The organism is Heliomarina sp. (assembly GCF_052826185.1).
The window spans coordinates 204,066-229,797 of sequence record NZ_JBRBUI010000016.1 but is presented as its reverse complement, the minus strand read 5'-3'; the positions used below and the strand labels follow the sequence as shown (position 1 = coordinate 229,797).

General features: G+C 59.5%; 22 protein-coding genes. 11 read left to right on the top strand and 11 right to left on the bottom strand.

The features are described 5' to 3' along the window. Positions 1-19 precede the first annotated feature (19 nt). Both ACU0FH_RS04395 and ACU0FH_RS04390 read right to left on the bottom strand, forming a co-directional pair. A complete protein-coding gene (locus ACU0FH_RS04395) occupies positions 20-1,348 on the bottom strand; it encodes a sensor histidine kinase (protein ID WP_446193525.1) in 1,329 nt (442 codons plus the stop codon). Between the two features lie 308 nt (positions 1,349-1,656). After that, entirely contained in the window at positions 1,657-3,138 is a 1,482-nt protein-coding gene (locus ACU0FH_RS04390; protein ID WP_446193524.1) for an ABC transporter substrate-binding protein, read from the bottom strand. A 359-nt stretch (positions 3,139-3,497) separates the two neighbouring features. On the opposite strand from ACU0FH_RS04390, the gene pnp reads away from it, so the two are divergent. From pnp to ACU0FH_RS04370, 4 genes are all read left to right on the top strand, one after another. Beyond that, entirely contained in the window at positions 3,498-5,630 is a 2,133-nt protein-coding gene (gene pnp, locus ACU0FH_RS04385; RefSeq protein WP_238371728.1) for a polyribonucleotide nucleotidyltransferase, read from the top strand. Between the two features lie 258 nt (positions 5,631-5,888). After that, on the top strand, positions 5,889-6,443 hold the full coding sequence (locus ACU0FH_RS04380) for a manganese efflux pump MntP (protein WP_446193523.1): 555 nt from the start codon (positions 5,889-5,891) through the stop codon (positions 6,441-6,443). 125 nt (positions 6,444-6,568) lie between these two features. Further along, a complete protein-coding gene (locus ACU0FH_RS04375) occupies positions 6,569-7,570 on the top strand; it encodes an SGNH/GDSL hydrolase family protein (RefSeq protein ID WP_446193522.1) in 1,002 nt (333 codons plus the stop codon). A gap of 82 nt (positions 7,571-7,652) precedes the next feature. Continuing rightward, positions 7,653-8,375 (top strand): glycosyltransferase family 25 protein, encoded by a 723-nt coding sequence (locus ACU0FH_RS04370; protein ID WP_446193521.1) that lies wholly within the window; start codon positions 7,653-7,655, stop codon positions 8,373-8,375. A gap of 137 nt (positions 8,376-8,512) precedes the next feature. Here the strand turns inward: ACU0FH_RS04370 and ACU0FH_RS04365 are convergent, their stop codons facing one another. Continuing rightward, entirely contained in the window at positions 8,513-9,163 is a 651-nt protein-coding gene (locus tag ACU0FH_RS04365) for a peroxiredoxin (RefSeq protein WP_238371732.1), read from the bottom strand. Between the two features lie 162 nt (positions 9,164-9,325). On the opposite strand from ACU0FH_RS04365, the gene ACU0FH_RS04360 reads away from it, so the two are divergent. Continuing rightward, entirely contained in the window at positions 9,326-10,765 is a 1,440-nt protein-coding gene (locus ACU0FH_RS04360) for an aldehyde dehydrogenase family protein (RefSeq protein WP_088633010.1), read from the top strand. An 84-nt stretch (positions 10,766-10,849) separates the two neighbouring features. Here ACU0FH_RS04360 and ACU0FH_RS04355 read toward each other — a convergent pair whose 3' ends face one another. Then, positions 10,850-11,299: a glyoxalase superfamily protein gene (locus ACU0FH_RS04355; protein WP_446193520.1), complete on the bottom strand. Its 450-nt coding sequence runs from the start codon at positions 11,297-11,299 to the stop codon at positions 10,850-10,852. Positions 11,300-11,622: 323 nt separating this feature from the next. On the opposite strand from ACU0FH_RS04355, the gene ACU0FH_RS04350 reads away from it, so the two are divergent. Continuing rightward, the gene (locus tag ACU0FH_RS04350) at positions 11,623-12,468 is read left to right on the top strand and encodes an alpha-1,2-fucosyltransferase (RefSeq protein ID WP_446193519.1); all 846 of its coding nucleotides are present in this window, start codon (positions 11,623-11,625) and stop codon (positions 12,466-12,468) included. A gap of 3 nt (positions 12,469-12,471) precedes the next feature. Here the strand turns inward: ACU0FH_RS04350 and ACU0FH_RS04345 are convergent, their stop codons facing one another. Next, entirely contained in the window at positions 12,472-13,125 is a 654-nt protein-coding gene (locus tag ACU0FH_RS04345) for an RluA family pseudouridine synthase (RefSeq protein WP_446193518.1), read from the bottom strand. 96 nt (positions 13,126-13,221) lie between these two features. On the opposite strand from ACU0FH_RS04345, the gene ACU0FH_RS04340 reads away from it, so the two are divergent. The 3 genes from ACU0FH_RS04340 (at position 13,222) to ACU0FH_RS04330 (ending at position 16,610) form a co-directional block, all read left to right on the top strand. Next, the gene (locus ACU0FH_RS04340; protein WP_446193517.1) at positions 13,222-13,632 is read left to right on the top strand and encodes a nuclear transport factor 2 family protein; all 411 of its coding nucleotides are present in this window, start codon (positions 13,222-13,224) and stop codon (positions 13,630-13,632) included. A gap of 98 nt (positions 13,633-13,730) precedes the next feature. Then, a complete protein-coding gene (locus ACU0FH_RS04335) occupies positions 13,731-14,936 on the top strand; it encodes an aminotransferase-like domain-containing protein (protein WP_446193516.1) in 1,206 nt (401 codons plus the stop codon). A gap of 141 nt (positions 14,937-15,077) precedes the next feature. Continuing rightward, positions 15,078-16,610, top strand: coding sequence for a DUF2125 domain-containing protein (locus ACU0FH_RS04330; protein WP_446193515.1), 1,533 nt, complete (start codon positions 15,078-15,080; stop codon positions 16,608-16,610). 38 nt (positions 16,611-16,648) lie between these two features. On the opposite strand, the gene ACU0FH_RS04325 is transcribed toward ACU0FH_RS04330, so the two are convergent. The 6 genes from ACU0FH_RS04325 to ACU0FH_RS04300 form a co-directional block, all read right to left on the bottom strand. Then, positions 16,649-19,090 carry a GcvT family protein gene (locus ACU0FH_RS04325; protein WP_446193514.1) on the bottom strand — a complete coding sequence of 814 codons (2,442 nt, stop codon included), beginning with the start codon at positions 19,088-19,090 and terminating at the stop codon, positions 16,649-16,651. 36 nt (positions 19,091-19,126) lie between these two features. Next, entirely contained in the window at positions 19,127-21,568 is a 2,442-nt protein-coding gene (locus ACU0FH_RS04320; protein ID WP_446193513.1) for a GcvT family protein, read from the bottom strand. A gap of 8 nt (positions 21,569-21,576) precedes the next feature. Then, positions 21,577-21,966: a GFA family protein gene (locus ACU0FH_RS04315; protein ID WP_446193512.1), complete on the bottom strand. Its 390-nt coding sequence runs from the start codon at positions 21,964-21,966 to the stop codon at positions 21,577-21,579. 17 nt (positions 21,967-21,983) lie between these two features. Next, the gene (locus ACU0FH_RS04310) at positions 21,984-22,553 is read right to left on the bottom strand and encodes a helix-turn-helix domain-containing protein (RefSeq protein ID WP_446193511.1); all 570 of its coding nucleotides are present in this window, start codon (positions 22,551-22,553) and stop codon (positions 21,984-21,986) included. A gap of 380 nt (positions 22,554-22,933) precedes the next feature. After that, positions 22,934-23,410, bottom strand: a complete 477-nt coding sequence (locus ACU0FH_RS04305) for a GAF domain-containing protein (RefSeq protein WP_446193510.1) — start codon at positions 23,408-23,410, stop codon at positions 22,934-22,936. A gap of 1 nt (position 23,411) precedes the next feature. Further along, on the bottom strand, positions 23,412-24,584 hold the full coding sequence (locus tag ACU0FH_RS04300; protein ID WP_446193509.1) for a thiolase family protein: 1,173 nt from the start codon (positions 24,582-24,584) through the stop codon (positions 23,412-23,414). 92 nt (positions 24,585-24,676) lie between these two features. On the opposite strand from ACU0FH_RS04300, the gene ACU0FH_RS04295 reads away from it, so the two are divergent. After that, entirely contained in the window at positions 24,677-25,015 is a 339-nt protein-coding gene (locus ACU0FH_RS04295; protein WP_088632999.1) for an STAS domain-containing protein, read from the top strand. Between the two features lie 46 nt (positions 25,016-25,061). Then, positions 25,062-25,502 carry an ATP-binding protein gene (locus tag ACU0FH_RS04290; protein ID WP_446193508.1) on the top strand — a complete coding sequence of 147 codons (441 nt, stop codon included), beginning with the start codon at positions 25,062-25,064 and terminating at the stop codon, positions 25,500-25,502. Positions 25,503-25,732 lie beyond the last annotated feature (230 nt).

Sequence of the window (25,732 nt, the reverse complement as noted above, 5' to 3'; positions counted from 1 at the left end):
GGCGTTTTCACCTGATCGTTCATGCCAGTGCTGCCGGAAATTCACCTTCTTCGATCCAGCGAAGCAGAATGCTAACCTTGGTGCCCTTGGCCGATGAGCTTATTTGCAACCCGCCGCCCAGCTCGCGCGCAAGCCCCAGCACCATGGACAGGCCCAGTCCCGATCCCTGCCCCACAGGTTTGGTCGTAAAGAATGGCTCGACGACGCGGTCCATGACCGCGCTATCTATCCCCCGCCCGGTATCCTCGACCTCGAAGACGATATAGGAACCGGATGGGAGGGTATCTCCATCCACCGTCGGGACCTGCTGTTTCGAGTTCCACCCGCGCGCCGACACGGTCAGAACGCCACCGTCGGGCATGGCATCGACAGCATTTTGGGCGAGGTTGATCAAAGCCGTCACCATCTGCTTGCTGTCGGCCCATGCGAACAGCCCCCGCTCAGGCCGCTTGGCAACCACGTTTATCGACCCGGGAACGAGATGGCGCAGGAGGGACAGGAATTCTTCAAAAATCCGGTCCACGTCGTGAATGCCGACGTCCATGACCGACTTGCGGGCATAAACCATCAACTGCCGCACAAGCACCTCGGCCTGCTGCGACGCCGTATGCGCCCGCCTCACCGATTCATCCTTGTCGCGCTGATCGGTGAATTCGCCATAAAGCTCAAGATTGCCTTGGATCGCGGTCAGTATGTTGTTGAAATCATGCGCGACACCACCGGCAAGTCGGCCGATCGCCGCCATCTTCTGCGCCTGTGCGGTGCCGGTCGCCGCCGCCTCCGAGGCCATCCGGTGGGCGCGCCCCTGCAGGATCGACCGCGTCAGATAGCCGAGCAGGGCGAGACCGCAGACGACGATAGCCATTTTCGTCGGAACTGTCCCGAAATCCGGCAAGATGTAGTACAAGATCCAGCCGATCATTATCGCCACGATGCAGATTTCGCCAATGACGAGATACATCAGCGTGTCACAGCGATACACCAGAAATACGAGGATACAGCCAATCAGTGCCGCGCCCGCGAATACCAGCGCTTCATCGTCTTGAACGATCAGCACCGCCGGAAGCCAGAGAAAAGCGATCAGTAGCAAGAGAAAGAGGGTTGCCGCGATGTAATGCTCGCGCCGGCTGACCACTTCGCCCCGGCTGCGCAGAAAGAGAAAATAGAAAATGTGCAGCTTTACAAAGAAAAAAACCCAGACGAGCGATATGATCCAGTGAGAGTGGACGTAGAGTACAATGCCACCACCGATGACGCCGAGAAACCGTGCAATGACTTCGGGTATTTCCCCGTAGTCAAGCATATAGAGCCTGTCCAATTCAGCACGGTGATCGATGTTCAATCCCAAACCGTGCCACCTATGAATTGGGCATGTACCACCGTCTGCCGACCTCGCGAAAACTATTTAGCACTCTAACTAATTCCCGGAAGCTTACTGTATCGAATCCGTCCCGAGGAACACTTTTTTGCATATCTGGGATAGTTAAGTAAAATAGAGCGCCGAGCTTATGGTCAAGGCGGGTCTTTGAAGCTCGAAAGAGGTGATGAAATATGCGCAACCGGCTCGTTTTTCCTGCCAGTCGCCCGCATGGTACAGGCCTTGTAAACCCTGCAAATCAGCCGGGCCACTGGGAGAAGCCCGGCTAAGCAATTGGATTATTCCGACCAGCTAACGCCCGTCAGGTCCACCGCCTGCGTCGGCGCATCTTTCCACAGGCCCTTCAGACCGGCTTTCGCAATCACCGGATAGGCAAGCTGGAACAGGTAGCCGTTCACGTAGTCTTTGGCGATGATTTCCTGGGCTTCCTTAAGCATGGTGGAGCGCTCGTGAGGATCGGTGGTCCCGTTCAGCTTGGTCATCAGCTCCTGGAAAGCCGGGTTGTCATACTGAAAGTAGTAATCGGGCCGCGCATAGATACCGATATCCATCGGCTCCGTGTGGCTGATGATGGTCATGCCAAAATCCTTCCCGCGGAACACCGTTTCCAACCACTGCGCCCATTCAACGTTGATGATCTCGGCGGTGATACCGACTTCGGCCAGCTGGGCGGCAATGATTTCGCCACCGCGACGGGCATAGGACGGGGGCGGCAGGTGCAGCGTGGTTTCAAACCCGTCCGCCATCCCGGCCTCTTCCAGCAGGGCCTTGGCCTTGGCCGGATCGTATTCCGAGATCCCCGTGAGATCGACGTAATCGGGGTTATGGGGCGCGAAATGCGTCCCGATCGGCGTACCAAGCCCGAACATGGCCCCGTCGATGACCGATTGACGGTTGATCGCATGGGCCACGGCCTCGCGCACCTTGACGTTATCGAACGGCGGGCGCTTGTTGTTCATGGCAAGGATGGTTTCACCCTCGGTCGATCCGACCAGCACCTGGAACCGCGCATCGGCTTCGAACTGCGGCAGGTTTTCTGGCGCGGGAAAGCCCGCGAAGGCGTCGATATCCTCGGCCATCATCGCGGCAAAGGCGGCAGTCGGGTCCGAGATAAACTTGAAGGTGGCACTGTCCAGCATGGCCGGCTCACCCCAGTAATCCGCGTATTTCTCGATCTGGATGCTGTCGCCCTGCGACCAGCTCACGAATTTGAACGCGCCGGTGCCGATGGGCGTCGACTTGATGTCATCGATGCTTTCGGGCGCCACGATCACCGCGTCGCCCCATGCCATGTTGAACAGGAACAGACCGTTGGGCTCGCTCAGCGTGACCTTGACGGTCAGCGGATCGACGACTTCGACCGTGTCGATCGCTGTGAACAGCGCCTTTTGCGCGTTTACGCTGTCTTCGGCACGGGCACGATCAAGACTGAACTTTACGTCTTCGCCATCCATCGTGGTGCCATCGTGAAACGTCACACCATCGCGCAGCTTGAACGTATAGGTCAGCCCGTCTTCGGAGATTTCCCAACTTTCGGCCAGCCCGGGAATGATAGACCCGTCAGAGGCAAAGCGCGTCAGGCCCTCGAAGATATTGGAATATGTCACCGAGTCGATGGCCCCCGCGGCGGCCGAGGTCGGATCGAGATGAGGCGGCTCAAGTTGCATGGCGACGGTGGCGCTGGTCTGAGCCTGCACGGCTCCCAGTCCGGCCATCAGGGCCACGGCGCTTGCCAAGGCCAGCCTTGAGAAAGAAGTCATGATGAATTTCCCTATTGGTTGCGACAGGTTCCGGTTTTCCGGTTACACAAGACAGAAACAGTCTTGGCCGAGATTGTCTCGGATACAAGCCAAACTTGGCCCCAAAGCCGGGCAGATCACAAAAAACCTAGTGTTTTCAGTCACCCGCACGCTTGCGAGGCGCGTGCCTTTCCGCCGGTCCCAACCCCGCTAAAAGACAAACCTTTTCAAAGCGGCCAATCCCGTGTATGGGCGGCCAATCTGAGACGATGTGCCCGGACCCTGGCACGCGGATGAAGGTATAAGGGTCGGCGGCAATGGGGCCGCCATGCAAACGGGAGACCCGGAACGCCGGGAGTGCTCCCAATCAGGATACGATGATGTTTAACACAACGACAAAAAGCATGCAGTGGGGCGAAGAGACGCTCACGCTGGAAACCGGCAAGGTTGCGCGTCAGGCCGACGGTACCGTTATTGCCACGCTGGGCGAAACCAGCGTCATGGCGAACGTGACCTTTGCCAAGGCACCTAAGCCCGGTCAGGATTTCTTTCCGCTGACCGTTCATTATCAGGAAAAATATTACGCAGCCGGCAAGATCCCCGGCGGTTTCTTCAAGCGCGAAGCACGTCCGACCGAAAAGGAAACGCTGACGGCCCGCCTGATCGACCGCCCGATCCGCCCGCTCTTTGTGCCCGGCTTCAAGAACGAAGTTCTGGTCATGTGCACCGTGCTCTCGCACGATCTGGTCAACGACCCCGATATCGTCGCGATGATCGCCGCTTCGGCTGCCCTGACGATCTCCGGCGCGCCGTTCCGTGGCCCGATCGCCGGCGCCCGTGTTGGCTTTGAGGATGGCGAATACATCCTGAACCCGACTGTCGACGACATGCAGGACCTGCGCCTGAACCCCGAGCAGCGTCTCGACCTCGTCGTGGCCGGCACCAAAGACGCCGTCATGATGGTCGAATCCGAAGCCTACGAACTTTCCGAAGCAGAAATGCTTGGCGCGGTGAACTTTGCGCATGAGCAGATCCAGCCGGTGATCGACCTGATCATCTCGCTGGCCGAAGAAGCGGCGAAAGAGCCCTTTGATTTCGACGCACCGGACTATTCCGAGCTGTACGAAGCCGTCAAGGCCGCCGGTGAAACGCAGATGCGTGAAGCATTCGCGCTGACCGACAAGCAAGAGCGCACCACGGCCGTTGCCGCTGCGCGCGAAGCGATCATCGCGTCGCTGACCGAAGAGCAGGCAGAGGACGCGAACCTCGGTTCCGCCATGAAAAAGCTCGAAGCAGGCATCCTGCGTGGCGACGTGGTGAAAACCGGCAAGCGGATCGACGGGCGTTCCACCACCGACATCCGTCCGATCGTTGCGGAAACCGGCCTTTTGCCGCGAACCCACGGTTCGGCGCTTTTCACCCGTGGTGAAACGCAAGGCTTGGTCGTGACCACGCTTGGCACCGGCGATGACGAACAGTTCATCGACGCGCTGCACGGCAACTTCAAATCGAACTTCCTGCTGCACTACAACTTCCCTCCCTACTCGGTGGGTGAAGTTGGCCGCGTCGGTTCGCCCGGTCGCCGCGAAATCGGCCACGGCAAGCTGGCATGGCGCGCGCTTCAGGCGGTTCTCCCGGCTTCGACCGATTTCCCCTACACGATCCGTGTCGTGTCCGAGATCACCGAATCCAACGGCTCCTCCTCGATGGCTTCCGTCTGCGGCGGTTCGCTGTCAATGATGGATGCTGGCGTTCCGCTCAAGGCACCGGTAGCCGGTGTCGCGATGGGTCTGATCCTCGAAGACGACGGTTCCTACGCGATCCTGTCGGACATCCTTGGGGACGAAGACCACCTCGGCGACATGGACTTCAAGGTCGCAGGTACCGAGAACGGCATCACCTCTCTCCAGATGGACATCAAGGTTGCCGGCATCACGCCCGAAATCATGGAGAAAGCCCTGGCCCAGGCCAAGGACGGCCGTATCCACATCCTCGGCGAGATGAACAAGGCCCTGTCCAGCGCAGGCGAGTTCAGCGCACACGCACCGCGCATCGAAACCATGCAGGTGCCCACCGACAAGATCCGCGAAGTGATCGGGTCGGGCGGTAAGGTGATCCGCGAGATCGTCGAAGTTTCGGGTGCCAAGGTCGACATCAACGACGACGGCATCATCAAAATCGCCAGCCCGAACGCCGAAGCCATCCAGAAGGCCTATGACATGATCTATTCGATCGTGGCCGAGCCGGAAGAAGGCAAGATCTACAAGGGCAAAGTCGTGAAGCTCGTCGATTTCGGCGCCTTCGTGAACTTCTTCGGCAAGCGTGACGGCCTCGTGCACGTCTCCCAGATTGAAAACCGCCGCCTGAACCATCCGTCGGATGTGCTCAAGGAAGGTCAGGAAGTCTGGGTCAAGCTGCTGGGCTTTGATGACCGTGGCAAGGTTCGCCTGTCGATGAAAGTCGTCGATCAGGAAACCGGCGAAGAAGCCGCCAAGGAAGAAGCGGCAGACTAAGCCCTTCTCTCCGAAAGAAGAACGAACGCCCCCGGTGCAAACCGGGGGCTTTTTTTTGTGGCAGGCCCGGCAGGTTCGAACCTGTAATGCAACTTGTTCGCATTAGCATTTATCCTTATTTTATTGACACTTAGGACGCTCGCTCCTACCTACCGTCCCTCAACGGCCGCAACGATTCCCGCCGCCCGGTTCCAGACTACGACCGCGTTTGCGGCGTAAGGCCGGATTTGCTGCTGCCGCCCCGATGGAGACCGGAACATGACCCCTCTGACCATCGCGCTTCTGGCTTTCAGCATGTCTGCGGATGCCTTCGTTGCGTCAATAGCCAAGGGAAGCAGAAACCAGCAGACGCCCTCCATTGCAACGGCAGTCGGACGCGGGCTCTTGTTTGGCACGGTCGAGACCATCGCACCGTTGATCGGCTGGCTATTGGGCCGCGCGGCAACGCGCTATGTCGAAACATGGGATCACTGGATCGCTTTTGCCCTGCTGGCGGGGGTCGGGCTGCACATGATCTACGTCGCCTTTCACAACACGGACAGCGCGCCGCGTAAACGCAGCGCCTTTACGCTTGTTGCGACCGCCGTAGGAACCTCGATCGACGCGACAGCCGTCGGCATCTCGCTGGCCTTTCTCGATGTGAACATCCTTGCCATCGCGCTCGCCATCGGCGCAGCCACCTTTGCAATGACGACCACCGGAACCCTGCTGGGCGGCGTATTGGGTCGTCGCTTCGGCAATATTTTCGAGATCCTTGGAGGCGTCATTCTCGTCTGTATGGGAATCTTCATTCTCGCCGAGCACACCACCTGAACAGAAACAATCGCAAAGATTTCGCCGGGTTTTGGAAACAATAGTATTCCATTCTTATCTATGCTGTGCCCTACTCCCCCATGGTGCCGCGTCCAGCGCGCCAACGTTCTTTGGGAGGAGACGACATGCTGAAACGAACACTCGCGGCGATAGCCGCCATTTGCCTTGCGCTGCCCGCAAGCGCCTCGTCCATCGACATGGGCTTTACCAGCTTCTTCTCGCTGGGGGACAGCCTCAGCGATGACGGCAAACTCGGCACGCTTGCCCCGCCAAGCCTTGGCGGTCGTTTCTCGAATGGTCCCGTCTGGACCGAACTTCTCGCCGACTCCTTCACCGCCAATGGTGAATTCACAGCGAACTTTGCTCTCGGAGGCGCAACCGCCGGAGATGTGAATGCCAATACCTATCCCCCTGCCCTGCAACCGCTGGCGACTTTCATGGGGCAGGTTGGGGTGATGTCATCCTACGTCGGCGCCGCCGGGACCAACCCGCTAGTTTCGGCTCTTTTCGGGGCCAATGATCTGTTCCAGAGCTTTGGCGCGACCGGTACGGCAGATGGCAAGGCCGTCGCCAATTCTGTGACCGACGGCATTCGCGCGGTCGCCGCACTGGGGGGCAATTTCAACAACTTCCTTGTCTCCAATCTGCCCGATATCGCTGACAATCCGGGCTTTTACGGCAACCCTGCCGCTGGCGCTCTCAGCGCCGCCTCGGCAGAATTCAACACCCAGCTGGCCGCCAACCTGATCGATCTTGAGAACGAGGGGCTGAATATCTTTTTCCTCGATTTCACCGATTTTATCGACGAACTTCGCCCCCGTGCCGCGGCGTTGGGTCTGACCAATCTTACGGAAGCTTGCACGCCCAGCATGTCGACCTTTACGCCGCTGGATAACTGCGCCGTCAGTTTCGATTCCAACGGCGGACTGGTCGTCGACCCGAGCGCGGCAGATTCCTATTTCTTCGCCGATTCCGTGCATCCAAACAGGATCGTGCATCAGGAATTCGCGGAATATGCAGCGGCCCGGGTTTCCGTTGCCGCCGTGCCGCTTCCTGCGGGCCTGCCACTACTGCTGGGCGCAATCGCGGCGCTTGGTCTGACCCGCCGTCCCCTGCGCGTCGCCTGAAACGCGGGATATCCACAAATGATCCAATCTCGCCCCGTCCGTGCATCTGGCGCGGGCGAGGCAGTCTGTCTATGAACGGCATATGAGATCCTACATCATTCACATGTCGTCCAGCACGCAACGCCGCGAGAACGTCGACAAGCTGCTGTCGACTTTGCCGCAGGGTGAAACCGTCGAGGCGGTGAATGGCCGCGATCCGGCGCAGATCGCCTCGATGACTGTTCATGGCGGCGACCTCCACAACCCCCGCTATCCCTTTCTGCTGATGCCTGCAGAGATCGGCGTGTTTCTCAGCCACCGGAAATGCTGGCAAAAACTGGTCGACAGCGATGACGATTACGCGCTCATTGCCGAAGATGACCTCTCACTCGCGCCAGACCAGTTCGCCCGCGCCCTTGCCTTGGTCGAAGGCAACATGACCAGCAGTATGTATGTCCGCCTTCCGGTGAAAACGCGTGAGAAACCCGCACGCACGCTGGCGCAGGTCGGGAAGATGCGGCTGATCCTGCCGCAGGTGATCGGATTGCAATGTATCTGCCAGATCGTCGGACGCGATGCGGCGGCAAAGCTGCTCGAAGCGACGGAGGAAATTGACCGTCCTGTCGACACCTTCCTCCAGATGCACTGGATCACCGGTCAGCCGATCCACAGCCTGTTGGGCAATGGCAACCGCGAGGTCGCCTCGGAAATCGGCGGCTCGACAATCCAGACACGCACTCCGGCGAGCGGCAAACTACGTCGAGAATGGGCCCGCGCGGCCTACCGTGCCCACCTTCGCCTGCGTCCGCAGACCTGGCCCCGGTAACATCAGCCCGGCGAGATCTCGGCCAACTCGTCCCGGCGACGCAACGCGTCGCTGCTAAGGCTGTCCCTAAAACTGAAGGCGTTTAAAACCAAAGCGCCGGTCACTGACCGGCGCTTGTTTTGTTTACATCCAATAGTTCAGGCCGGGGCCTTAGTCGTCCGCAGATAGGGAAGAACGGTCTTGAACTCGCCGAACTTTTCCTTGGCATCCTCATCGCTGACCGACGTGGGGATGATCACATCGCCGCCGGGCTGCCAGTTCGCAGGCGTTGCAACGCCCTTGGCCGACATCTGCAACCCGTCGAGCGCACGCAGCACCTCGGCAAAATTGCGGCCAACCGTCATCGGGTAGGTCATCGACAGCTTGAGCTGCTTGTCCGGCCCGATGATAAAGACCGAGCGCACGGTTGCGCTGTCCGCCGGGGTACGCCCGTCGGGCAGGTAAGCTTCTGCCGGGAGCATGTCGAACGCCTTGGAGACCTCAAGACCTTCGTCGGCGATGATCGGGAAGCCCGCCTTGGCGCCGCCTGCGGTTTCGATATCACCTTTCCATTTCTTGTGATCCTCGACCCCGTCGACCGAAACACCGATCACCTTGGTGCCACGTTTTTCCCATTCATCGGCAAGCTGCGCGACAGCACCGAATTCTGTTGTGCAGACCGGTGTGAAATCCTTTGGATGCGAAAACAGGATCGCCCAGCTATCGCCGATCCAGTCGTGAAACTTAATCGTGCCCTGATCGGTCTCCGCAGTGAAATTCGGAACAGTATCGTTGATGCGTAAACTCATTTGGTTTTTCCCCCATTCATGGAGTTGACGACTCTTGCACTCCCTATCTAGTCCCAAGACACGGCAGTTTCATCCCCCGACTTGCCGAGCATGCGCTGCAGTGACAGAGTGGCGCGAATCTCCCGACCGGGCGGTCGGGACTCATTTATTGGGAGCTGAGATATGATCGAGAAACGCGACTTTTACATCAACGGCAAGTGGGTTGCCCCCTCTGCCCCGAACGATTTCAACGTGATCGACCCTTCCACCGAAGAGCCCTGCGCCGTGATCTCGCTCGGCAGCCAGGCCGATACAGATGCAGCCGTGGCCGCCGCCAAGGCCGCTCTCGGCGACTGGATGTACATGCCCGCCGCCGAGCGCATTGCCTATCTCGAGAAACTGCTCGAGGTCTATAACACCCGTGGCGAAGACATGGCGCAGGCGATCAGCATGGAAATGGGCGCGCCCATCGACATGGCCCGCACCCAGCAGTTCGGCTCGGGCAGCTTCCACCTCAAGAACTTCATCCGCGCCGCCAAGGAATTCGAATTCGACGCGCCGCTGAGCGAAAAATTCCAGAACGACCGGATCATCAAGGAAGCCGTCGGCGTTGCCGCGCTGATCACGCCTTGGAACTGGCCGATGAACCAGATCACGCTCAAGGTTGGCGCCGCCGCTGTTGCAGGCTGCACCATGGTGCTGAAACCGTCCGAGCAAAGCCCGCTGAACGCGATGGTCTTCGCCGAGATGATGGACGAGGCAGGCTTTCCCGCCGGTGTCTTCAACCTCGTGAACGGCGATGGGGCGGGTGTCGGCACCCAGCTTTCCAGCCATCCGGACGTCGACATGGTGTCCTTCACCGGCTCCACCCGCGCCGGCACGGCGATCTCGAAAGCCGCAGCAGATACGCTCAAGAAAGTTCACCTCGAACTGGGCGGCAAGGGCGCGAACGTGGTCTTTGAAGACGCGGACGAAAAGGCCATCAAGCGCGGCGTGCTGCACATGATGAACAACTCTGGCCAGTCCTGCAACGCGCCCTCGAGGATGCTGGTGCAACGCCCGATCTACGACAAGGCCGTTGAAACCGCAGCCGAGGTTGCAAATTCCGTCACCGTGGGCAGCGCCCATGACGAAGGCCGCCACATCGGCCCGGTCGTGAACGAGGTTCAGTTCAAGAAGATCCAGGACCTGATCCAGAAGGGCATCGACGAAGGTGCGAAACTCGTCGCCGGTGGCGTTGGCCGCCCCGACGGGATGAACCGTGGTTTCTACGTGAAACCGACGATCTTTGCCGATGTGAACAACCAAATGACCATCGCTCGCGAAGAGATCTTTGGGCCGGTCATGACGATGATCCCCTTCGACAGCGAAGAGGAAGCCATCGAGATCGCCAATGACACCGTTTACGGTCTCACCAACTACGTCCAGACCCAGGACGGCGAACGCGCCAACCGCATGGCCCGCAAGCTCCGTTCCGGCATGGTCGAAATGAACGGCGCAAGCCGCAGCCCGGGCGCGCCTTTCGGCGGCATGAAACAGTCCGGCAACGGCCGCGAAGGTGGCGTCTACGGTATCGAGGACTTCCTCGAAATCAAGGCGGTCGGCGGCTGGGCTGCAGAATAAGTCGGACCCTCTCCACAGGAATGGGGCCGCTCCGGATACCGGGCGGCCCCTTTTCGTTGTTCGGGTCACTGCTTCGCCGATCCTTCACAACCCGACGTGGTGCAGGACCAGTTGCGGGGCCCCGCTTGAGATGCGGTAAAGCGACCGGCCCTCGTCATCGATCACAGCACTCACCCGCTGGCGAAAGGACGAGAAGCTGTCGAAGGTCACCACATCGACCGGTTCATCGAATTGCAGCGTGATCCGCTGGTATTTGCCTTGCGGTCCGACGGATAGCCCGTGAACATAGCCGGTGAAGGGCTGACCAAGATACTGGCCCTCCACCCGATCTCCGACCGCGAAAGGCCGCTTGTTGTCGTTCCGGCGCACTGTCGCGGAAAGGGTATTCCAGTCACGCACACCCTGCTGGTGCGCGATCATTTCAAGCGCCTGACCATGACTGATAGCACGACCTGTTTCGGCCATGTCGCGCCGCAGCCGACGCGCTTGCGTTTTCAGATCCGTGAGTTGGTCTGTTGTATTGGATGTCATCATCTGTTGCCTCATGACAGGCATGCAATTGATAAGGAGGTGCCCGCGTTACCAACCGTTGCACATGCCACTGGACAGAGACGTAAGATGCAAAGCGGGTTTCACCATGGCAAAATGCCTGCGAGCGGCAGGGAACCCGAACCTGACGGCCAGATAGGCACGAACTCCCGCCACGTCAAGCCACCGCAAAATTCTCACAGAATTTTACCAAGAAAATTCAATTTTCTTGGGCTGCGCCGTTAGTCCGCCGTCACGCGCCCATTTCAGGGTTTGAGAAGATCACCGGCCTGTGGCACAGCAGGACAAGCCCGCGCACAGGACCAACGATGATCATTTCCCGCCTTCACGGCCGCCTTGGCAACCAGATGTTCCAATATGCCGCCGCGCGGTCTCTGGCGGCGCGCCTTGCTCTGCCAGTGGGGCTGGATGCGCGCGAGGCACTCGCACGGGGTGAAGGATTTCTGACCCGCGTATTCGACCTTCCCCTGACGACGCCGGAACCGCTGCCCCCCTCCCGTCGTGAAAATCCGCTGGCCTATGCGCTCTGGCGCTATGCCGGGCGCAAGCCGTACCTGCGGCGGGAACAGGGTCTTGGCTACAATGCCGCCTTCGAGACATGGGGCGACCAAAGCTATCTGCACGGTTATTGGCAAAGCGAAAAGTACTTCTCTGCCATCGCCGCCACGATCCGTGCCGACTTTGCCTTTCCGGAATTCTCGTCATCGGAAAACGCAGACATGGCCCAGCGCATCGGTGAAACAGTTTCCATTGCCCTGCACGTCCGGCGCGGCGATTACGTGTCGCTGGACGCGCACGTGCTCTGCGACCAAGCCTATTACGATGCGGCGCTTGCCCGGATTTCTAACGACCTCTCCACAGACCCTACGGTCTTTGTCTTTTCCGACGATCCCGATTGGGCCCGCGAGAACCTGCCACTGCCTTTTGAAAAAGTCGTCATCGACTTCAACGGCCCCGACCGAGATTTCGAGGACATGCGGCTCATGTCGCTCTGCCGGCATAATATCATCGCCAATTCATCGTTTTCTTGGTGGGCTGCGTGGCTGAACGCACATCCGGACAAAATGGTCGCGGGGCCGGTAAACTGGTTCGGGAACCCCAAGCTGCAGAACCCGGACATCCTCCCGCCCGGCTGGCTTCGGATCGAAACCTGAGTTTCAGAACGGCGCGGGCGCGCGGAATTTCAACGACGCACCACCATCCGGGTGTTTGATGCGCAATTCCTCGGAATGCAGCATCATCCGGTCATGATCCAGCGCCGCCCCGCTGGCGTAAAGCGGATCGCCAAGGATAGGGTGGCCCAGCGACAGCATATGCACCCGCAGCTGGTGGCTTCTCCCGGTCTTGGGGAAAAGCCGCACCCGGGTCGTATCCCCCTCGTGGCGCAGAACTTTCCAGTCGGTCTGCGCCGGGCGTCCGTTCTCGGGATCGACCATCTGGCGCGGTCGGTTTTCCCAATCCACGATCAGTGGCAGATCCACCGTGCCCGATTTCGGCTCCAGCCTGCCATCAAGCCGCGCAACATAGGTCTTCTTGGCATAACGTTTTTCGAATTGCAGCCCAAGGTGACGCTGCGCATGCGGCGTCAGGGCAAAGACCATCACGCCCGACGTGTCCCGGTCCAGACGATGCACCAGCAATACATCGGGAAACACTGCCTGCAAGCGAATGATCAGGCAGTCCGCAAGATGTTCGCCCTTACCCGGCACAGATAGCAGCCCATCAGGCTTGTTTACGACGACAATCTGCGCATCGTGGTGCAACAGGTCCAGCGGACCCTCGGGCGGGTTATATTCTGATCCGGGTGCCATGCGCCGCTGCTTACGCGCTGCGAAGGGCGCGCACAACAACCCACTTGCGGCCTTAACCGCGCCGGGCAACAGTGCCGGAAACAGGAGGAGACACAGATGCACCCGACCATCACCCGTATGCAGGAGGTCGTCGCCAGCGGCGATGATACCAAGATCGCCGACCTGCTGGCCGAGGACGTGAAATTCCTGCCCCCCACCTATTTCGCCACATGGACCGGGCGCGAACCGGTGGCCGCCGTTCTGGGCCACGTGGGCAAAGTCTTTACCGACTTCAGCTATCGGCGCGTGATGGGCGACGGCAAAGACTGGGCGCTCGAATTCCAGTGCAAGATCGGCGAGCTGGACGCGGTTGGCGTCGATCTGATCACCCTGAATGATGACGGTCTGATCGCGGTTTTCGAAGTGGTCATGCGCCCGCACAAGGCGGTTGGCGCCCTGCGCGAAGCGATGAACGAGCGGGTCAAGTCTGACGCGCGTTTTCTCAAGTTCCGCGAAGCGCTGAGCTGATTGCGGATCAAGAAATGTGTCAGTTAAGTCAGCAATATTGACTTAACTGGTCCGATCCGCACAGTGCGCCCCAGTCACGTTGATCGGAGGATGAAGAGATGAACTGGGAACAGGTATTCGCGACCCGGATGACGCGCATGAAGGCGTCGGAAATCCGCGAACTGCTGAAACTGCTCGAGCAGCCGGACATCATCTCTTTCGCGGGCGGCATCCCGGACCCCAAGCTGTTTCCCGCGAAAGCTTTTGAGGAGGCGTTCTCGACCATCCTTAGCGGTGACAAGGCGCAGGCCGCGCTGCAATACTCTGTGAGCGAAGGCTACCTGCCCCTGCGCAGCTGGATCGCCGGGCAGATGGCCGCCCTTGGCATGCCCTGCAATGAGGACAACATCCTCATCACCTCGGGATCGCAGCAGGCCCTCGATTACCTCGGCAAGCTGCTGCTGTCCCCGGGCGATACCGCCCTTGTGGGCTGGCCGACCTACCTTGGCGCGCTCGGGGCGTTCAACGCCTACGAGCCACGCTATGACCAGCTCTCGCCCGACACCAACAGAACCCCGCAAAGCTATGCCGATGCCGCGGCCAAGGCGGATAGCGAGGTGAAATTCGCCTATACCTCCGCCGATTTCGCCAACCCCACCGGCCGCACGCTCGACCGGACGGCCCGTGGCAAACTGCTCGATCTGGCGGAAACGCTCGACATCCCTGTGATCGAGGATGCCGCCTATCAATCGCTGCGCTACGACGGTGAGGCAGTCCCCCCGATCCTCGCGCTTGAGATCGGACAAACCGGCGACATCAATGCCGCGCGGACGCTCTATTGCGGCAGTTTCTCGAAAACCCTGTCGCCCGGTCTGCGCGTGGGCTGGGTCTGTGGCGCGGCCCCGGTGATCCGGCGGCTCGTCCTGATGAAACAGGCGGCGGACCTGCATTCCTCTACCATCAACCAGATGGCCATCGCCGAGGTGGCCAGCCGAATGTTCGAAAGCCACGTGGCAAACCTGCGCGACGTCTATAAATCGCGCCGCGACTACATGCTGGACGCGCTGAAACGGCATATGCCCGATGGTGTGGAATGGACGCGACCCGAGGGCGGCATGTTCGTCTGGCTCACCCTGCCCGAACAGCTCGACGCGGCGGATCTTCTGGCAAAATCTCTCGAAACCCAGCGCGTCGCTTTTGTGCCCGGTCGGGCATTCTTTGCCGATGGCAGCGGGGGCAACACGCTCCGGCTCAGCTTTTCCTGCGCCGATCAGGCCCAGATCGAGGAAGGCATCACCCGTCTTGGCCGCCTGCTCAGGGAATAGCGGGCGGGATCATGCCGATTATCGAGAAATAACCGTAACTGTTTCGCGCTTCGGTCACATTCCGGCGAAAAGCATGTCAAACGGAAAGACAGGTCCCCTCAAACACCGTGGCCCCTGTCGGATAGACATAAGGAATTGAAAATGAACCGTTTAGCCCGCCTGAGTTGTACCGCCGCGATGGCCTCTGTCGCCCTTGGACAACCCGCATTTGCGGATGTCAGCGCCGACGATGTCTGGACCAATATCAAGGCCTATCTCGATACCTTTGGCGGCAAGCCGGAAACGACCATAAAACGTTCAGCGGATGGCGTCAGCGTCGGTCCGATCTCGATGTCATGGGACCTGCCAGAGGATGCGGGTACTTTCACCCTGACCCAATCGCGGTTCGATCTTGTTCAGAACGATGACGGCACGGTTGATATCCAGTATCCGGCCACGCAGAGCGTTGCGATGCGGGCCGAGATCACCGACGAAGGCACCTATACCGGAACGGTCGACGTCACCTCGACCAACCTGAACATCTCTGCCAGCGGACTGCCGGGCGATATCTCCTATGAATACTCGGCGGATCAACTCGATTTCACCGTCCGGGATGTCGAATTCAAGGATATCCAGTCCGAAGGTCTGACCATCGGCGGTACCGCACGCGATCTCTCCGGCACCGCCAGCATCGCCGCCTCAAGCCTTGTGACGGTAGACGGGCAAATGAAGCTGGGCGCGAATGAGTTCAACGCGGACTACACGGATACTGCCGGTGTAAGGTCGGTCTTCTCCGGCACGGCGCAGGGCCTGACGGCCTCGCATGAAATGATCCTACCGCGCAGCGGCATCTCCCTCCTCAACCTCGCCGATGCGATGGAACGCGGTCTACGCTTCACCGGTGAAAGCAGTATCGATGGATACCGGTCGGAACAGACCATCACGCTCGACGGGGCGCCCGTCTCGCATCAGCTGTCGGAGTCGGAAACCTACGACACCAGCTTTTCTCTGAACCGCGAAAGGCTGCAAGTCGCAGCCCTGCTTGAGAATACGCGGTTGTCCTTCAGCGCACCCGACGCGATCCCTTTTCCGATCAGCGCGATCATCGCACGGAACACGGCGAGCGCCACGCTGCCGATCTCGGCGGGGGAAAGCCTTCAAGACGCAGCCCTGTCGATTGACATGACAGGAGTGGAAATCCCCGAACAGCTCTGGGGCATGATAGATCCCACGCGCGAAATTCCCCGCGATCCGATGGCCCTGACACTTGCCTTGAATGCCAAGGTCAAGAGCTTCTGGGACTGGTTCGATTTCGCCGATGTCGCGGCGCGGGGCAAGGCGGGCGACCAGCCCGGCGAATTGCACGCGCTCACCCTTGAGAACTTTCGGCTCAAGGCCGCCGGGGCTGAGCTGACCGGCAAGGGCGAGGCGAGCTTCGATAACAGTGACAAGACCACCTATGCGGGATTTCCCAAGCCCACTGGTATCCTCGACCTGACCCTTCGTGGCGGCAACGCCCTGCTCGACCGGCTCGTCAAGATCGGGCTTTTGCCGGAACAGCAAGCCATGGCCGCGCGCATGATGGTCGGCATGGTCGCCAAACCCGATGACAACGCGGGCGGGGATGTGCTGAACTCCCACCTCGAATTCACCGAGGACGGCGAGCTTCTTGCGAACGGCATGCGCATGCGCTGATCATGGACACCCGAAGGCCCCCCGTCTGGGGCCCTCACTCAGGCGCGGACTCTTTCACTTTTGGGATCGTACATGGGCTTCATCGAGGCCTCAGCCCTTACCCGAACACCCACCACGTCGATCTCGTAGCTGGACGCCAGCACCTCTGCCACGCTTTCGCCAACGCAGGGCACATAGCCAAGCCCCATCGCGCCGCCCAGATGATGCCCGTAAGCCCCTGAACTCAGGAACCCGACAATCTCTCCGTCCCGAAGAATGGGTTCGTTGTGGTACAAAAGCGGTTCTGGATCGGTCAGGCGGAACTGTACCAGCCGCCGCTTCAGTCCCTCTTCCTTCTTGCGCAGCACCGCCTCACGGCCAATGAAATCCGGCTTGTCTCGCTTCACCGCAAACCCAAGGCCCGCCTCAAGCACGTGGTCCTCGCAGGTGATATCATGGCCGAAATGCCGAAAGCCCTTTTCCATGCGGGCGCAATCCATCATGTGCATCCCCGCCAGCTTCAGCCCGAGATCCTGCCCGGCCTCCCAGAGCGTCTCAAAGACATGGGCCGCCATGTCCGAGCTGACGTAAATCTCCCAACCCAGTTCACCCACGTAAGAGACGCGATGCGCGCGGGCCAGCCCCATGCCGAATTCGATTTCCTGCGCCGTACCGAAAGGATTGACCGCGTTGGTGAAATCATTGGGCGATACGGCCTGCATCAGCTTGCGCGCATTCGGTCCCATCACCGCCATCACCGCTTCGCCCGGGGTGACATCGGTAATGACAACCGCCCGGTCCCCCACATGACGCCGCAACCACGTTTCATCCGCCAGCCGTGTCCCCGCCGGAGTGACCACCAGATAAGTGGTCTCGGTCAGGCGCGTGACGGTCACGTCCGCTTCGATCCCGCCGCGCGCGTTCAGGAACTGGGTATAGACGATCTTACCCGGTGCCACGTCCATCTCGGCCCCGCAGACACGGTTGAGAAAAGCCATCGCATCGCGCCCTTCGACCCGCAGCTTGCCGAAAGAGGTCATGTCATACATCGCCACGTTCGACCGCACTGCCGCATGTTCCTCGGCCACGTTGTCGAAAAAGTTCTGGCGTCCCCAGCTGTATTCATACGCCGGTGCCTGCCCCTCGCGCGCGTACCAGTTCGCCCGCTCCCACCCTGCAAGCTCGCCCATGACCGCGCCACGTTCCAGCAGATGCGCATGAAGTGGCGAGCGACGCACGCCTCGGGCCGTTGCCTTTTGGCGGAAAGGAAAGTGGTCCGCATAAAGCAGGCCCAATGTCTCGGTCGAGCGTTCTATCAGGTAACGTTTGTTGCCCTGAAACGGCTGCATCCGGCTGATATCGACATCACCGAGGTCAAACGGTTTTTCACCATCTTCCATCCATTGTGCCAGCGCCATACCCGCGCCGCCGGCCGACTGGATGCCGATGGAATTGAACCCAGCCGCAACCCAGACATTGTCCATCTCGGGGGCGAGGCCAAGGTGATAGGCGTCATCAGGCGTAAAGCTCTCGGGCCCGTTAAAGAACGTATGAATGCCTGCTTCGGCCAGCATCGGCACCCGGTTCACCGCCTGTTCGAGGATCGGTTCGAAATGATCGAAATCTTCGGGAAGCTGGTCAAACTCGAAATCCTCGGGGATTCCATGCATGCCCCATGGCTTTGATACCGGCTCAAACGCGCCCAGAAGGATCTTGCCTGCATCTTCCTTGTAATAGGCGCATTCATCCGGCACCCTTAGCACCGGCAGTTGGGTCAGTTCGGGAATATTCTCGGTCACGATGTAGAAGTGTTCGCAGGCCTGAAGCGGTACGTTCACACCAGCCATCCGGCCAACTTCGTGTCCCCACATCCCGGCACAGTTCACGATCATGCCGCAAGCGATATGGCCGTCGCCATCAACCCCCTGATAGCTGACCCCGGTCACCCGGCGCCCGGTTTTGTGAATCTCCGTAACCTTTGTGCGTTCGGCAACAACCGCGCCACGCTGGCGCGCGCCTTTGGCCAGTGCATGGGCGATATTGCCCGGATCCCCCTGCCCGTCCTTTTCAAGGTAGACCCCGGCCACCACGCCATCGAGGTTCAGATGCGGATAGAGTTCGCCGATCCCGGTTGGGTCGATCTCTTCAACCGAAACACCAAAGGCCCGCGCCATCGCTGCCTGACGGAAGATCTCTTCCCGCCGCTCCGACGTCAGCGCCACGGTGATCGACCCATTCCGCTTGAACCCGGTTGCAACCCCGGTTTCCGCTTCTAGGCCGCCATAAAGCTCTTGGCTGTAGCGCGCGAGCTTCGTCATGTTCGCTGTCGCCCGAAGCTGCGCGATCAGCCCCGCCGCATGCCATGTCGTTCCCGATGTCAACTGCTTGCGTTCCAGCAGCACTACGTCCGTCCAGCCGATTTTGGTCAGGTGATAGGCCACCGAGCAACCGATCACGCCGCCGCCGATGATGACCACACGGGCCTTTTCAGGAATAGTCAAAGCTTACCTCGCTTATTTTCGCATCTCGGGCGCGTGTCATGCGCGTATTCTGCTGTTGTCGGCGTCCCAAACGGCAGTATGCGGCTGCACGGTGGCCCGGTATTTTTGTCCGTAGATTTCGACGTCGATGTCTGTGTCGGGTGCGGCCAGATCGGCACGGATCATACCCAGCGCCAGCGAGGCCCCGACCCGATAGCCCCAGCCGCCCGAGGTGGTTTCGCCTACGATCTCATCATTGTGCCAGAGCATCGACATATAGGGGGCGTCTGCCTCACCGGCTTCGACCTTAAGCGCCACAAAACGCCGCTTTGCCCCTGCTTCTCTTTCTGCCGAAAGTGCGGCCTTGCCTGGGAAATCGGGTTTGTCGAAATCGATAAAACGTTCAAGACCTGCCTCAAGAAGCGTGTAATCCGTCGACAGATCGCCCTTCCACGCACGATACCCCTTTTCAATGCGAAGGGAGTCGAGCGCGCACATGCCGAAAGGTATCGCCCCTGCAACCGTGACCGCATCCCAAATGGCCGGCGCGGCCTCATTGGCGCAGTGGATCTCCCACCCCAGTTCGCCGGCGAAGGACACGCGCAGCAAGCCGACGCGATGCCCGGCGACCTCGGCCTCCTGATAAGACAACCACGGCAGTGACAGATCCGCATCGGTCAGTCCGGAAAGGATTTCCCGTGATTTGGGACCTGTTACCAGCAAACAGTCATATTTGTCGGACCGATCTTGTACAGATAGTGTACCGGGGGTGCCACGCTCCAAAAGCTCTTTGTCGTGCCATTGCGCTACCGCCGCAGTGATCAGCCAGATCTGCTCGTCGCTGCGCGGGATGACCGACATTTCCGTCACGACCCGCCCGCGATCGTCCGCGAAATAGGCCAGCCCCACCCGTCCCGGTTGCGGCAGGCGCGAAGCCATCAGGCTATCCACGTATTCCCGCGCTCCGGGCCCCTCGACCGAAAGCCGGGTGAAGCCCGAAATCGCGATGACACCGCAACCGTCCCGCACCGCCTCGCATTCTTCGCGAATGCGTTGCTCCCACGGACCGGAGCGGTTCCATGTATGGCTTGCCTGATCGCTCAGGTCGTCACCCGGTTTCGCGAACCATTCTGCGCGTTCCCAGCCATTGTAACTGCCAAATACCGCGCCCGCGTCTTTCAGACGTGAGTGCAGTGTGGAAAGCCTTTTTCCCCGTCCAGCGGGCCAATCACGATGCGGGAAATGCATATCGTATTCAAAGCCATAGACCTCAAGTCCCTTGGCGATGCAGTGATCGCGGTCGGCATAGGCAGTGAACCGGCGCGGATCGCAAGACCACATGTCCCATTCGCTTCGGCCTTGCGTAACCCATTCGGCGAGCACCTTGCCCGCGCCGCCGGCCTGCGCGATGCCGAAGGTAAAGACACAGGCCTCGAAAGCATTCGGCACGCCCGGCATCGGTCCGATCAAAGGCAGGCCGTCGGGCGTATAAGGTATGGGTCCATTGATAACCTTGTTGACCCCGACCGACCCCAATAGCGGCACCCGCGCCATTGCATCCTCAATGTACCATTCAAGCCGATCCAGATCGTCCGGATATAGCTGGAACGAGAAATCTTCCGGCATAGGATCAGCGGCATCCACCCAATGCGCCCGACCCTTACGCTCATAGGGACCCAAATTGAAACCGGCCTTTTCCTGCCGGAGGTAATAGGAACTGTCGACGTCCCGCAGCAGGGGCAGCTTATGTCCCGTCTCCCGGCTCCATTCGGCCAGCTCTGGGATTTCTTCAGTCAGAAGATACTGGTGGCTCATGACCATCATCGGCAGGTCTCGACCGCCGAACGGTTTGAACCAGTCGGCGACACGGGACGCGTAGTAACCCGCTGCATTCACGACATATTCGCAGCGGATCTCGCCCTTTTGTGTTTCGACGATCCAGCTTTCTTCTTCGCGACGGACACCAGTCGCCGCGCAGAACCTTTCGATCCGCGCCCCCATGTCACGCGCGCCTTTCGCCAGCGCCTGCGTCAACTGCGACGGGTCGATGTCGCCGTCGTTCGGATCATAAAGCGCGCCCTTGAGATCATGGGTTTCGACAAAGGGGTAACGGGCGCGCAGTTCATCGACAGAAAGGATCTCCAGATCCATCCCCTGCGACCGCCCCATGCTGCGGGCACGTTCGAATTCCTGCATGCGCTGTTCGGAGTGAGCGAGCCGCACCGAGCCCGTCACATGGTAATTCATCGGATAATCGACATCCGCGCCCAGCCCCCGGTACAGCTCGGTCGAATAGCGCTGCATATTCATGACTGACCACGAGGTTGAAAACGTCGGCACGTTTCCGGCTGCATGCCATGTCGATCCGGCGGTCAGCTCGTTCTTTTCGAGCAGTACGCAATCGGTCCAGCCTGCTTTCGCAAGATGATAGAGCGCCGATGCGCCGACCGCGCCACCGCCAATGATAACCACGCGGGCCTGTGTAGAAAATTCGGCCATGCTCCCTCCTAGCTCGACTGCGGCAGGCCATCGGCCAGGTCGTAATAGTCGCCCTTGTCAGCGACAAAGATATGGCGACCGATCTTTACGCCGGTCGGGGCCGAAAGCGCGCCCATCGACACGGAAATCTTGTCTTCGTCCTCCGGGTTCCAGAACAGGAAGCAGCCGCAGGTGCCGCAGAATCCGCGCTGCACATTCGGGCTTGATTGATACCAGACAAGGCCCGCCTCGCTTTGAAAGGTCAAAGCGGACTTGGGGATGTGTGTTGACGACCAGCAGTAACCGGTCTGCCTCCGGCACTGTGTACAATGACAGACCGACGGTTCCGCCAGATCGCCGGTAATGGTAAAGGCCACCTCGCCGCAATTGCAGGTGCCATTATGCTTCTTTCCCGTCATCTGTTGCTCCTGTCGCGTCAATAGACCGGCGGCGCGATGACCCATATCGCGCAGGCGGTTTCATCATAGGGATTGATCCATTCAAAGGGTTCTCCCCGGATGCGAAAGCTGTCGCCGGGTCGGATCGTGAATTTCCGGCCAGAGATAATCAGGTCAAGCTTACCGGAGAGGAGATAGGCTACTTCCTGAGTCGGTCGCTGCACCACTTCGCCGATGCGGGAATGTGGCTCAAATGTCGAATGCACCATCTCGAAATCATCGGTGAGATCGGGCGACAAAAGCTCTTCGACAAGACCCGCCTCATTGGAACCGATAGGACGGCGCGACCCCTGTCGTACCACGTATCCGGCCTCCCCCGCAGGGGCAGGCGAGTGACCAAAGAGCATAGATACGGATACATCCAGTCGCGCCGCAATGTGTCGAAGGTCAGTGATCGATGGTTCGGAGAGGTCGCGCTCGACTTGGCTTAGCCAACCGACGGAGCGGTTCAGATCCGAGGCAAGCTCCGCCAGCGTTACACCCCTTGCCTTGCGCAGGGCCCGAAGGTCGGCACCAAGGGAAGCAGGCTGGTCAGGCTGGTGAATCATGGCGGGCTCGTCGTGAAAAATCTCTCGATAATTTCACCGTGGCTTAGACCCGTGAAAAAAGAAAGAAAAATTTCACGAAGCTGCCGACATTACGCTGTGTGAGTCGATCGAGCTGACCGATTGAAGAAATATTCATCTTTAGCGATGATCATCCGGTGTCAGGCCTTCACATCGTCAGGATGTGGGTGCCCCGAACCTACAGGACAGGCTATGTGTCTCACTGCGGAAATGCTGGCAATTTTCCTGAATCTGCTGAACCCGCAGATGGTAAACACGAGTGCCGGAATCATCACTGTCTCGGCGACAACGCAGGAAACTGTCTGGGTCCAGCAGGGCGACCGATGGTGTACGCCGGCCAAAAATAAGTGACGGGCACCGTGTCAGGTCGCGAAAACCTCGCGCAGGATGGCCATTAGACCATCGGCGTCACGCTGCGTGAACGCGGCCGGCTGATCGCTGTCGATATCGAAAACCGCGATCAATTCGCCGGTGGCGTTGAAAACCGGAAGAACAATCTCAGACCGGGTCGAGCTTGCACAGGCGATGTGATCGGGAAAACTGTGCACATCCGCGACGAGCTGCACGGACTTTTCGCGCGCCGCCGCACCGCAGACACCACGAGAAAACGGGATCTGCAGGCAGCCGTGCCCGCCCTGATACGGGCCGATCTTGAGCATTTCGGGTCCCGTCACGCGATAGAACCCGGTCCAGTCAAACCTGGAATCCGCGTGATGCACCTCGCAAACCACCGTCGCCATAAGGGCGACTTCGTCAGTTTCGCCCTCGGTCAAAGCGCGTATCGTGCGCGACAAGGCGGCATAATCGAGATGAACGTCCTCAGTTACTGCAACCGACATGTCAGTATCGTTCTATGGCGATTGCTGTACCTTCACCGCCACCGATGCAGATCGCGGCGATACCGCGCTTAAGATCGCGCTTTTCCATCGCGTTCAGCAGCGTCACGATAATCCTTGCACCGGAAGCGCCAATCGGGTGCCCCAGCGCGCAGGCGCCGCCATTCACGTTTACAATGTCTCGCGATAGGCCCATTTCCTGCATGAAAGCCATGGGCACGACCGCGAAGGCTTCGTTCACCTCCCAAAGGTCCACCTCGTCTTTCGACCAGCCGATCTTTTTAAGTAGTTTTTGAGCTGCAAAAACCGGAGCGGTCGTGAACAGGCCCGGTGCCTGTGCGTGGCTTGAATGACCAAGAATACGCGCCCGAACGGGGAGGCCGCGGGCATCCGCAACTTCCTTCGAAGACAAGACAAGCGCCGCCGCCCCGTCGGAGATGGAGGAAGAGTTCGCCGCCGTCACGGTGCCGTCCTTGCGAAAGGCTGGCTTCAGCATAGGGATCTTTTCCGGCCGTGCCTTTCCGGGCTGCTCATCGCGGGTGATGATCTCTTCGCCCGTGCGGGCATGGATCTTAACCGGAGCGATCTCATCGTCGAATGCCCCGTTACGTTCGGCATCCAGTGCATTGTCGAGCGATCCGATGGCGTACTGATCCTGAGCCTCACGCGTAAACTGGTAGGTTTCGGCGCAATCCTCGGCGAAGGTCCCCATCAGGCGGCCCTTGTCGTAGGCGTCCTCAAGACCGTCGAGAAACATGTGGTCGAACACCTGCTGGTGACCGATCCGCGCCCCACCGCGCATCTTCGGCAGGAGATACGGCGCGTTGCTCATGCTCTCCATACCGCCGGTAATCATCACCTCGTTATGCCCAAGCGCGATCTGATCGAAGCCCATCATGGTGCTGCGCATGCCGGAACCGCACATTTTGTTGAGCGTCGTGGCAGGTACCTCTTCGCCCAGCCCCGCGTGAAATCCTGCCTGCCGCGCCGGTGCCTGCCCCTGCCCCGCTGGCAGGACGCAGCCCATCAGCACCTCGTCTGCCGTCTTTAGGCCTGCGCCTTTCAGCGCGGCCTTGATGGCGACACCCCCAAGTTCAGAGGCCGACACCCCGTCAAATACGCCTTGGAATCCCCCCATCGGCGTGCGCGACGCACCGGAAATGACAACTTCTTTCATGGTGAGGACCTCCCTGTATTTGACCCTGAATACCGAAAAGTAAGGATTGCCGTCTAGCCTTGTCGTCGAGAGTGAGAGCAAGGACTTTGTCAATGAACCTTACCAGTACGGTGAAAGACGGATCGCAGATCATCACTGTGAACGCCAGCAGGATCGACGCCGCCATTGCGATCCGCTTCAAGGAGGACATGCATGGCATGACCCGAACCGGGCCAGACAGGATCATACTCGACCTGACATCCGTGGATTTCATCGACTCAAGCGGGCTTGGCGCCATAGTCGCCGCAATGAAAAACCTTGAGCCTCATCGCCGCATCGACCTTGCAGGTCTCAACCCGTCGGTAGACAAGGTCTTTCGGCTGACCCGCATGGACACTGTTTTCAAACTCTATCCGACTCTCGATGGCGCATTTGAACCTCAGGAAGGTTGATCCCCTGCACGGTCATGACGCTCACAGCCTCGATTCAGGCGGCGATATGATAAAAGGGACGCGTTGCTTTCACGCGACGACCCATGCCGTAAGGTCCGGCGTATGTGCAGTAATTGACGATCTGGCAGGTGAAGGCCTTGCCTCACCTCACCTTGAAACCGTCGAAATCGTTCTGGCCGAAGTGATCAACAACATCGTTGAGCACGCCTATGGGCGAGACGGCGAATTCCTTACCGACAAATCCTGCATGGTCCGGGTCTCCTATGACCTCTCCGCCAATGCCTTAGCGCTCACAATAGTCGATCATGGACGGCCATTTCCAGGCACTGAACTGCCCCTGGGGTGCACCCTTTCCCCAGATATGGACAGAACAGAGCTTCCCGAGGGGGGATTCGGATGGCGGATCATCCGTGAGCTGACCGTCGAGCAATCCTACCTTCGGGACCCGGACGAGAATACCTTACAATTGCGGTTCGAATTTTGCTGAAATCCTATCGAAGGGTGGTAAGCAGGCACTCTCGAATGAATCATAAACCCCTAAAAACATACAATTTTACATGCCGCAAAAGCGCCCCAATCCCTCCTAACTGCTGCCCGAAACAACGGTCATAAAGAGCCCGTAGCTGCATATGGCTTCCCTCGGCGCTGCGTTATTATAGCCCCCACCCAGTGCGTGGCGTCGAGGACTTCCCCCCAACATCAGATTGGCTTTCAAAA

Coding starts and splice junctions, on each gene's coding strand:
- ACU0FH_RS04375 (WP_446193522.1), top strand. CDS start 6,569: ATGCTGAAACGAACACTCGCGGCGATAGCCGCCATTTGCCTTGCGCTG.
- ACU0FH_RS04350 (WP_446193519.1), top strand. CDS start 11,623: ATGATCATTTCCCGCCTTCACGGCCGCCTTGGCAACCAGATGTTCCAA.
- ACU0FH_RS04315 (WP_446193512.1), bottom strand. CDS start 21,966: ATGACGGGAAAGAAGCATAATGGCACCTGCAATTGCGGCGAGGTGGCC.
- pnp (WP_238371728.1), top strand. CDS start 3,498: ATGTTTAACACAACGACAAAAAGCATGCAGTGGGGCGAAGAGACGCTC.
- ACU0FH_RS04290 (WP_446193508.1), top strand. CDS start 25,062: ATGATAAAAGGGACGCGTTGCTTTCACGCGACGACCCATGCCGTAAGG.
- ACU0FH_RS04355 (WP_446193520.1), bottom strand. CDS start 11,299: ATGATGACATCCAATACAACAGACCAACTCACGGATCTGAAAACGCAA.
- ACU0FH_RS04365 (WP_238371732.1), bottom strand. CDS start 9,163: ATGAGTTTACGCATCAACGATACTGTTCCGAATTTCACTGCGGAGACC.
- ACU0FH_RS04340 (WP_446193517.1), top strand. CDS start 13,222: ATGCACCCGACCATCACCCGTATGCAGGAGGTCGTCGCCAGCGGCGAT.
- ACU0FH_RS04380 (WP_446193523.1), top strand. CDS start 5,889: ATGACCCCTCTGACCATCGCGCTTCTGGCTTTCAGCATGTCTGCGGAT.
- ACU0FH_RS04310 (WP_446193511.1), bottom strand. CDS start 22,553: ATGATTCACCAGCCTGACCAGCCTGCTTCCCTTGGTGCCGACCTTCGG.
- ACU0FH_RS04345 (WP_446193518.1), bottom strand. CDS start 13,125: ATGGCACCCGGATCAGAATATAACCCGCCCGAGGGTCCGCTGGACCTG.
- ACU0FH_RS04305 (WP_446193510.1), bottom strand. CDS start 23,410: ATGTCGGTTGCAGTAACTGAGGACGTTCATCTCGATTATGCCGCCTTG.
- ACU0FH_RS04295 (WP_088632999.1), top strand. CDS start 24,677: ATGAACCTTACCAGTACGGTGAAAGACGGATCGCAGATCATCACTGTG.
- ACU0FH_RS04370 (WP_446193521.1), top strand. CDS start 7,653: ATGAGATCCTACATCATTCACATGTCGTCCAGCACGCAACGCCGCGAG.
- ACU0FH_RS04390 (WP_446193524.1), bottom strand. CDS start 3,138: ATGACTTCTTTCTCAAGGCTGGCCTTGGCAAGCGCCGTGGCCCTGATG.
- ACU0FH_RS04360 (WP_088633010.1), top strand. CDS start 9,326: ATGATCGAGAAACGCGACTTTTACATCAACGGCAAGTGGGTTGCCCCC.
- ACU0FH_RS04320 (WP_446193513.1), bottom strand. CDS start 21,568: ATGGCCGAATTTTCTACACAGGCCCGCGTGGTTATCATTGGCGGTGGC.
- ACU0FH_RS04330 (WP_446193515.1), top strand. CDS start 15,078: ATGAACCGTTTAGCCCGCCTGAGTTGTACCGCCGCGATGGCCTCTGTC.
- ACU0FH_RS04300 (WP_446193509.1), bottom strand. CDS start 24,584: ATGAAAGAAGTTGTCATTTCCGGTGCGTCGCGCACGCCGATGGGGGGA.
- ACU0FH_RS04335 (WP_446193516.1), top strand. CDS start 13,731: ATGAACTGGGAACAGGTATTCGCGACCCGGATGACGCGCATGAAGGCG.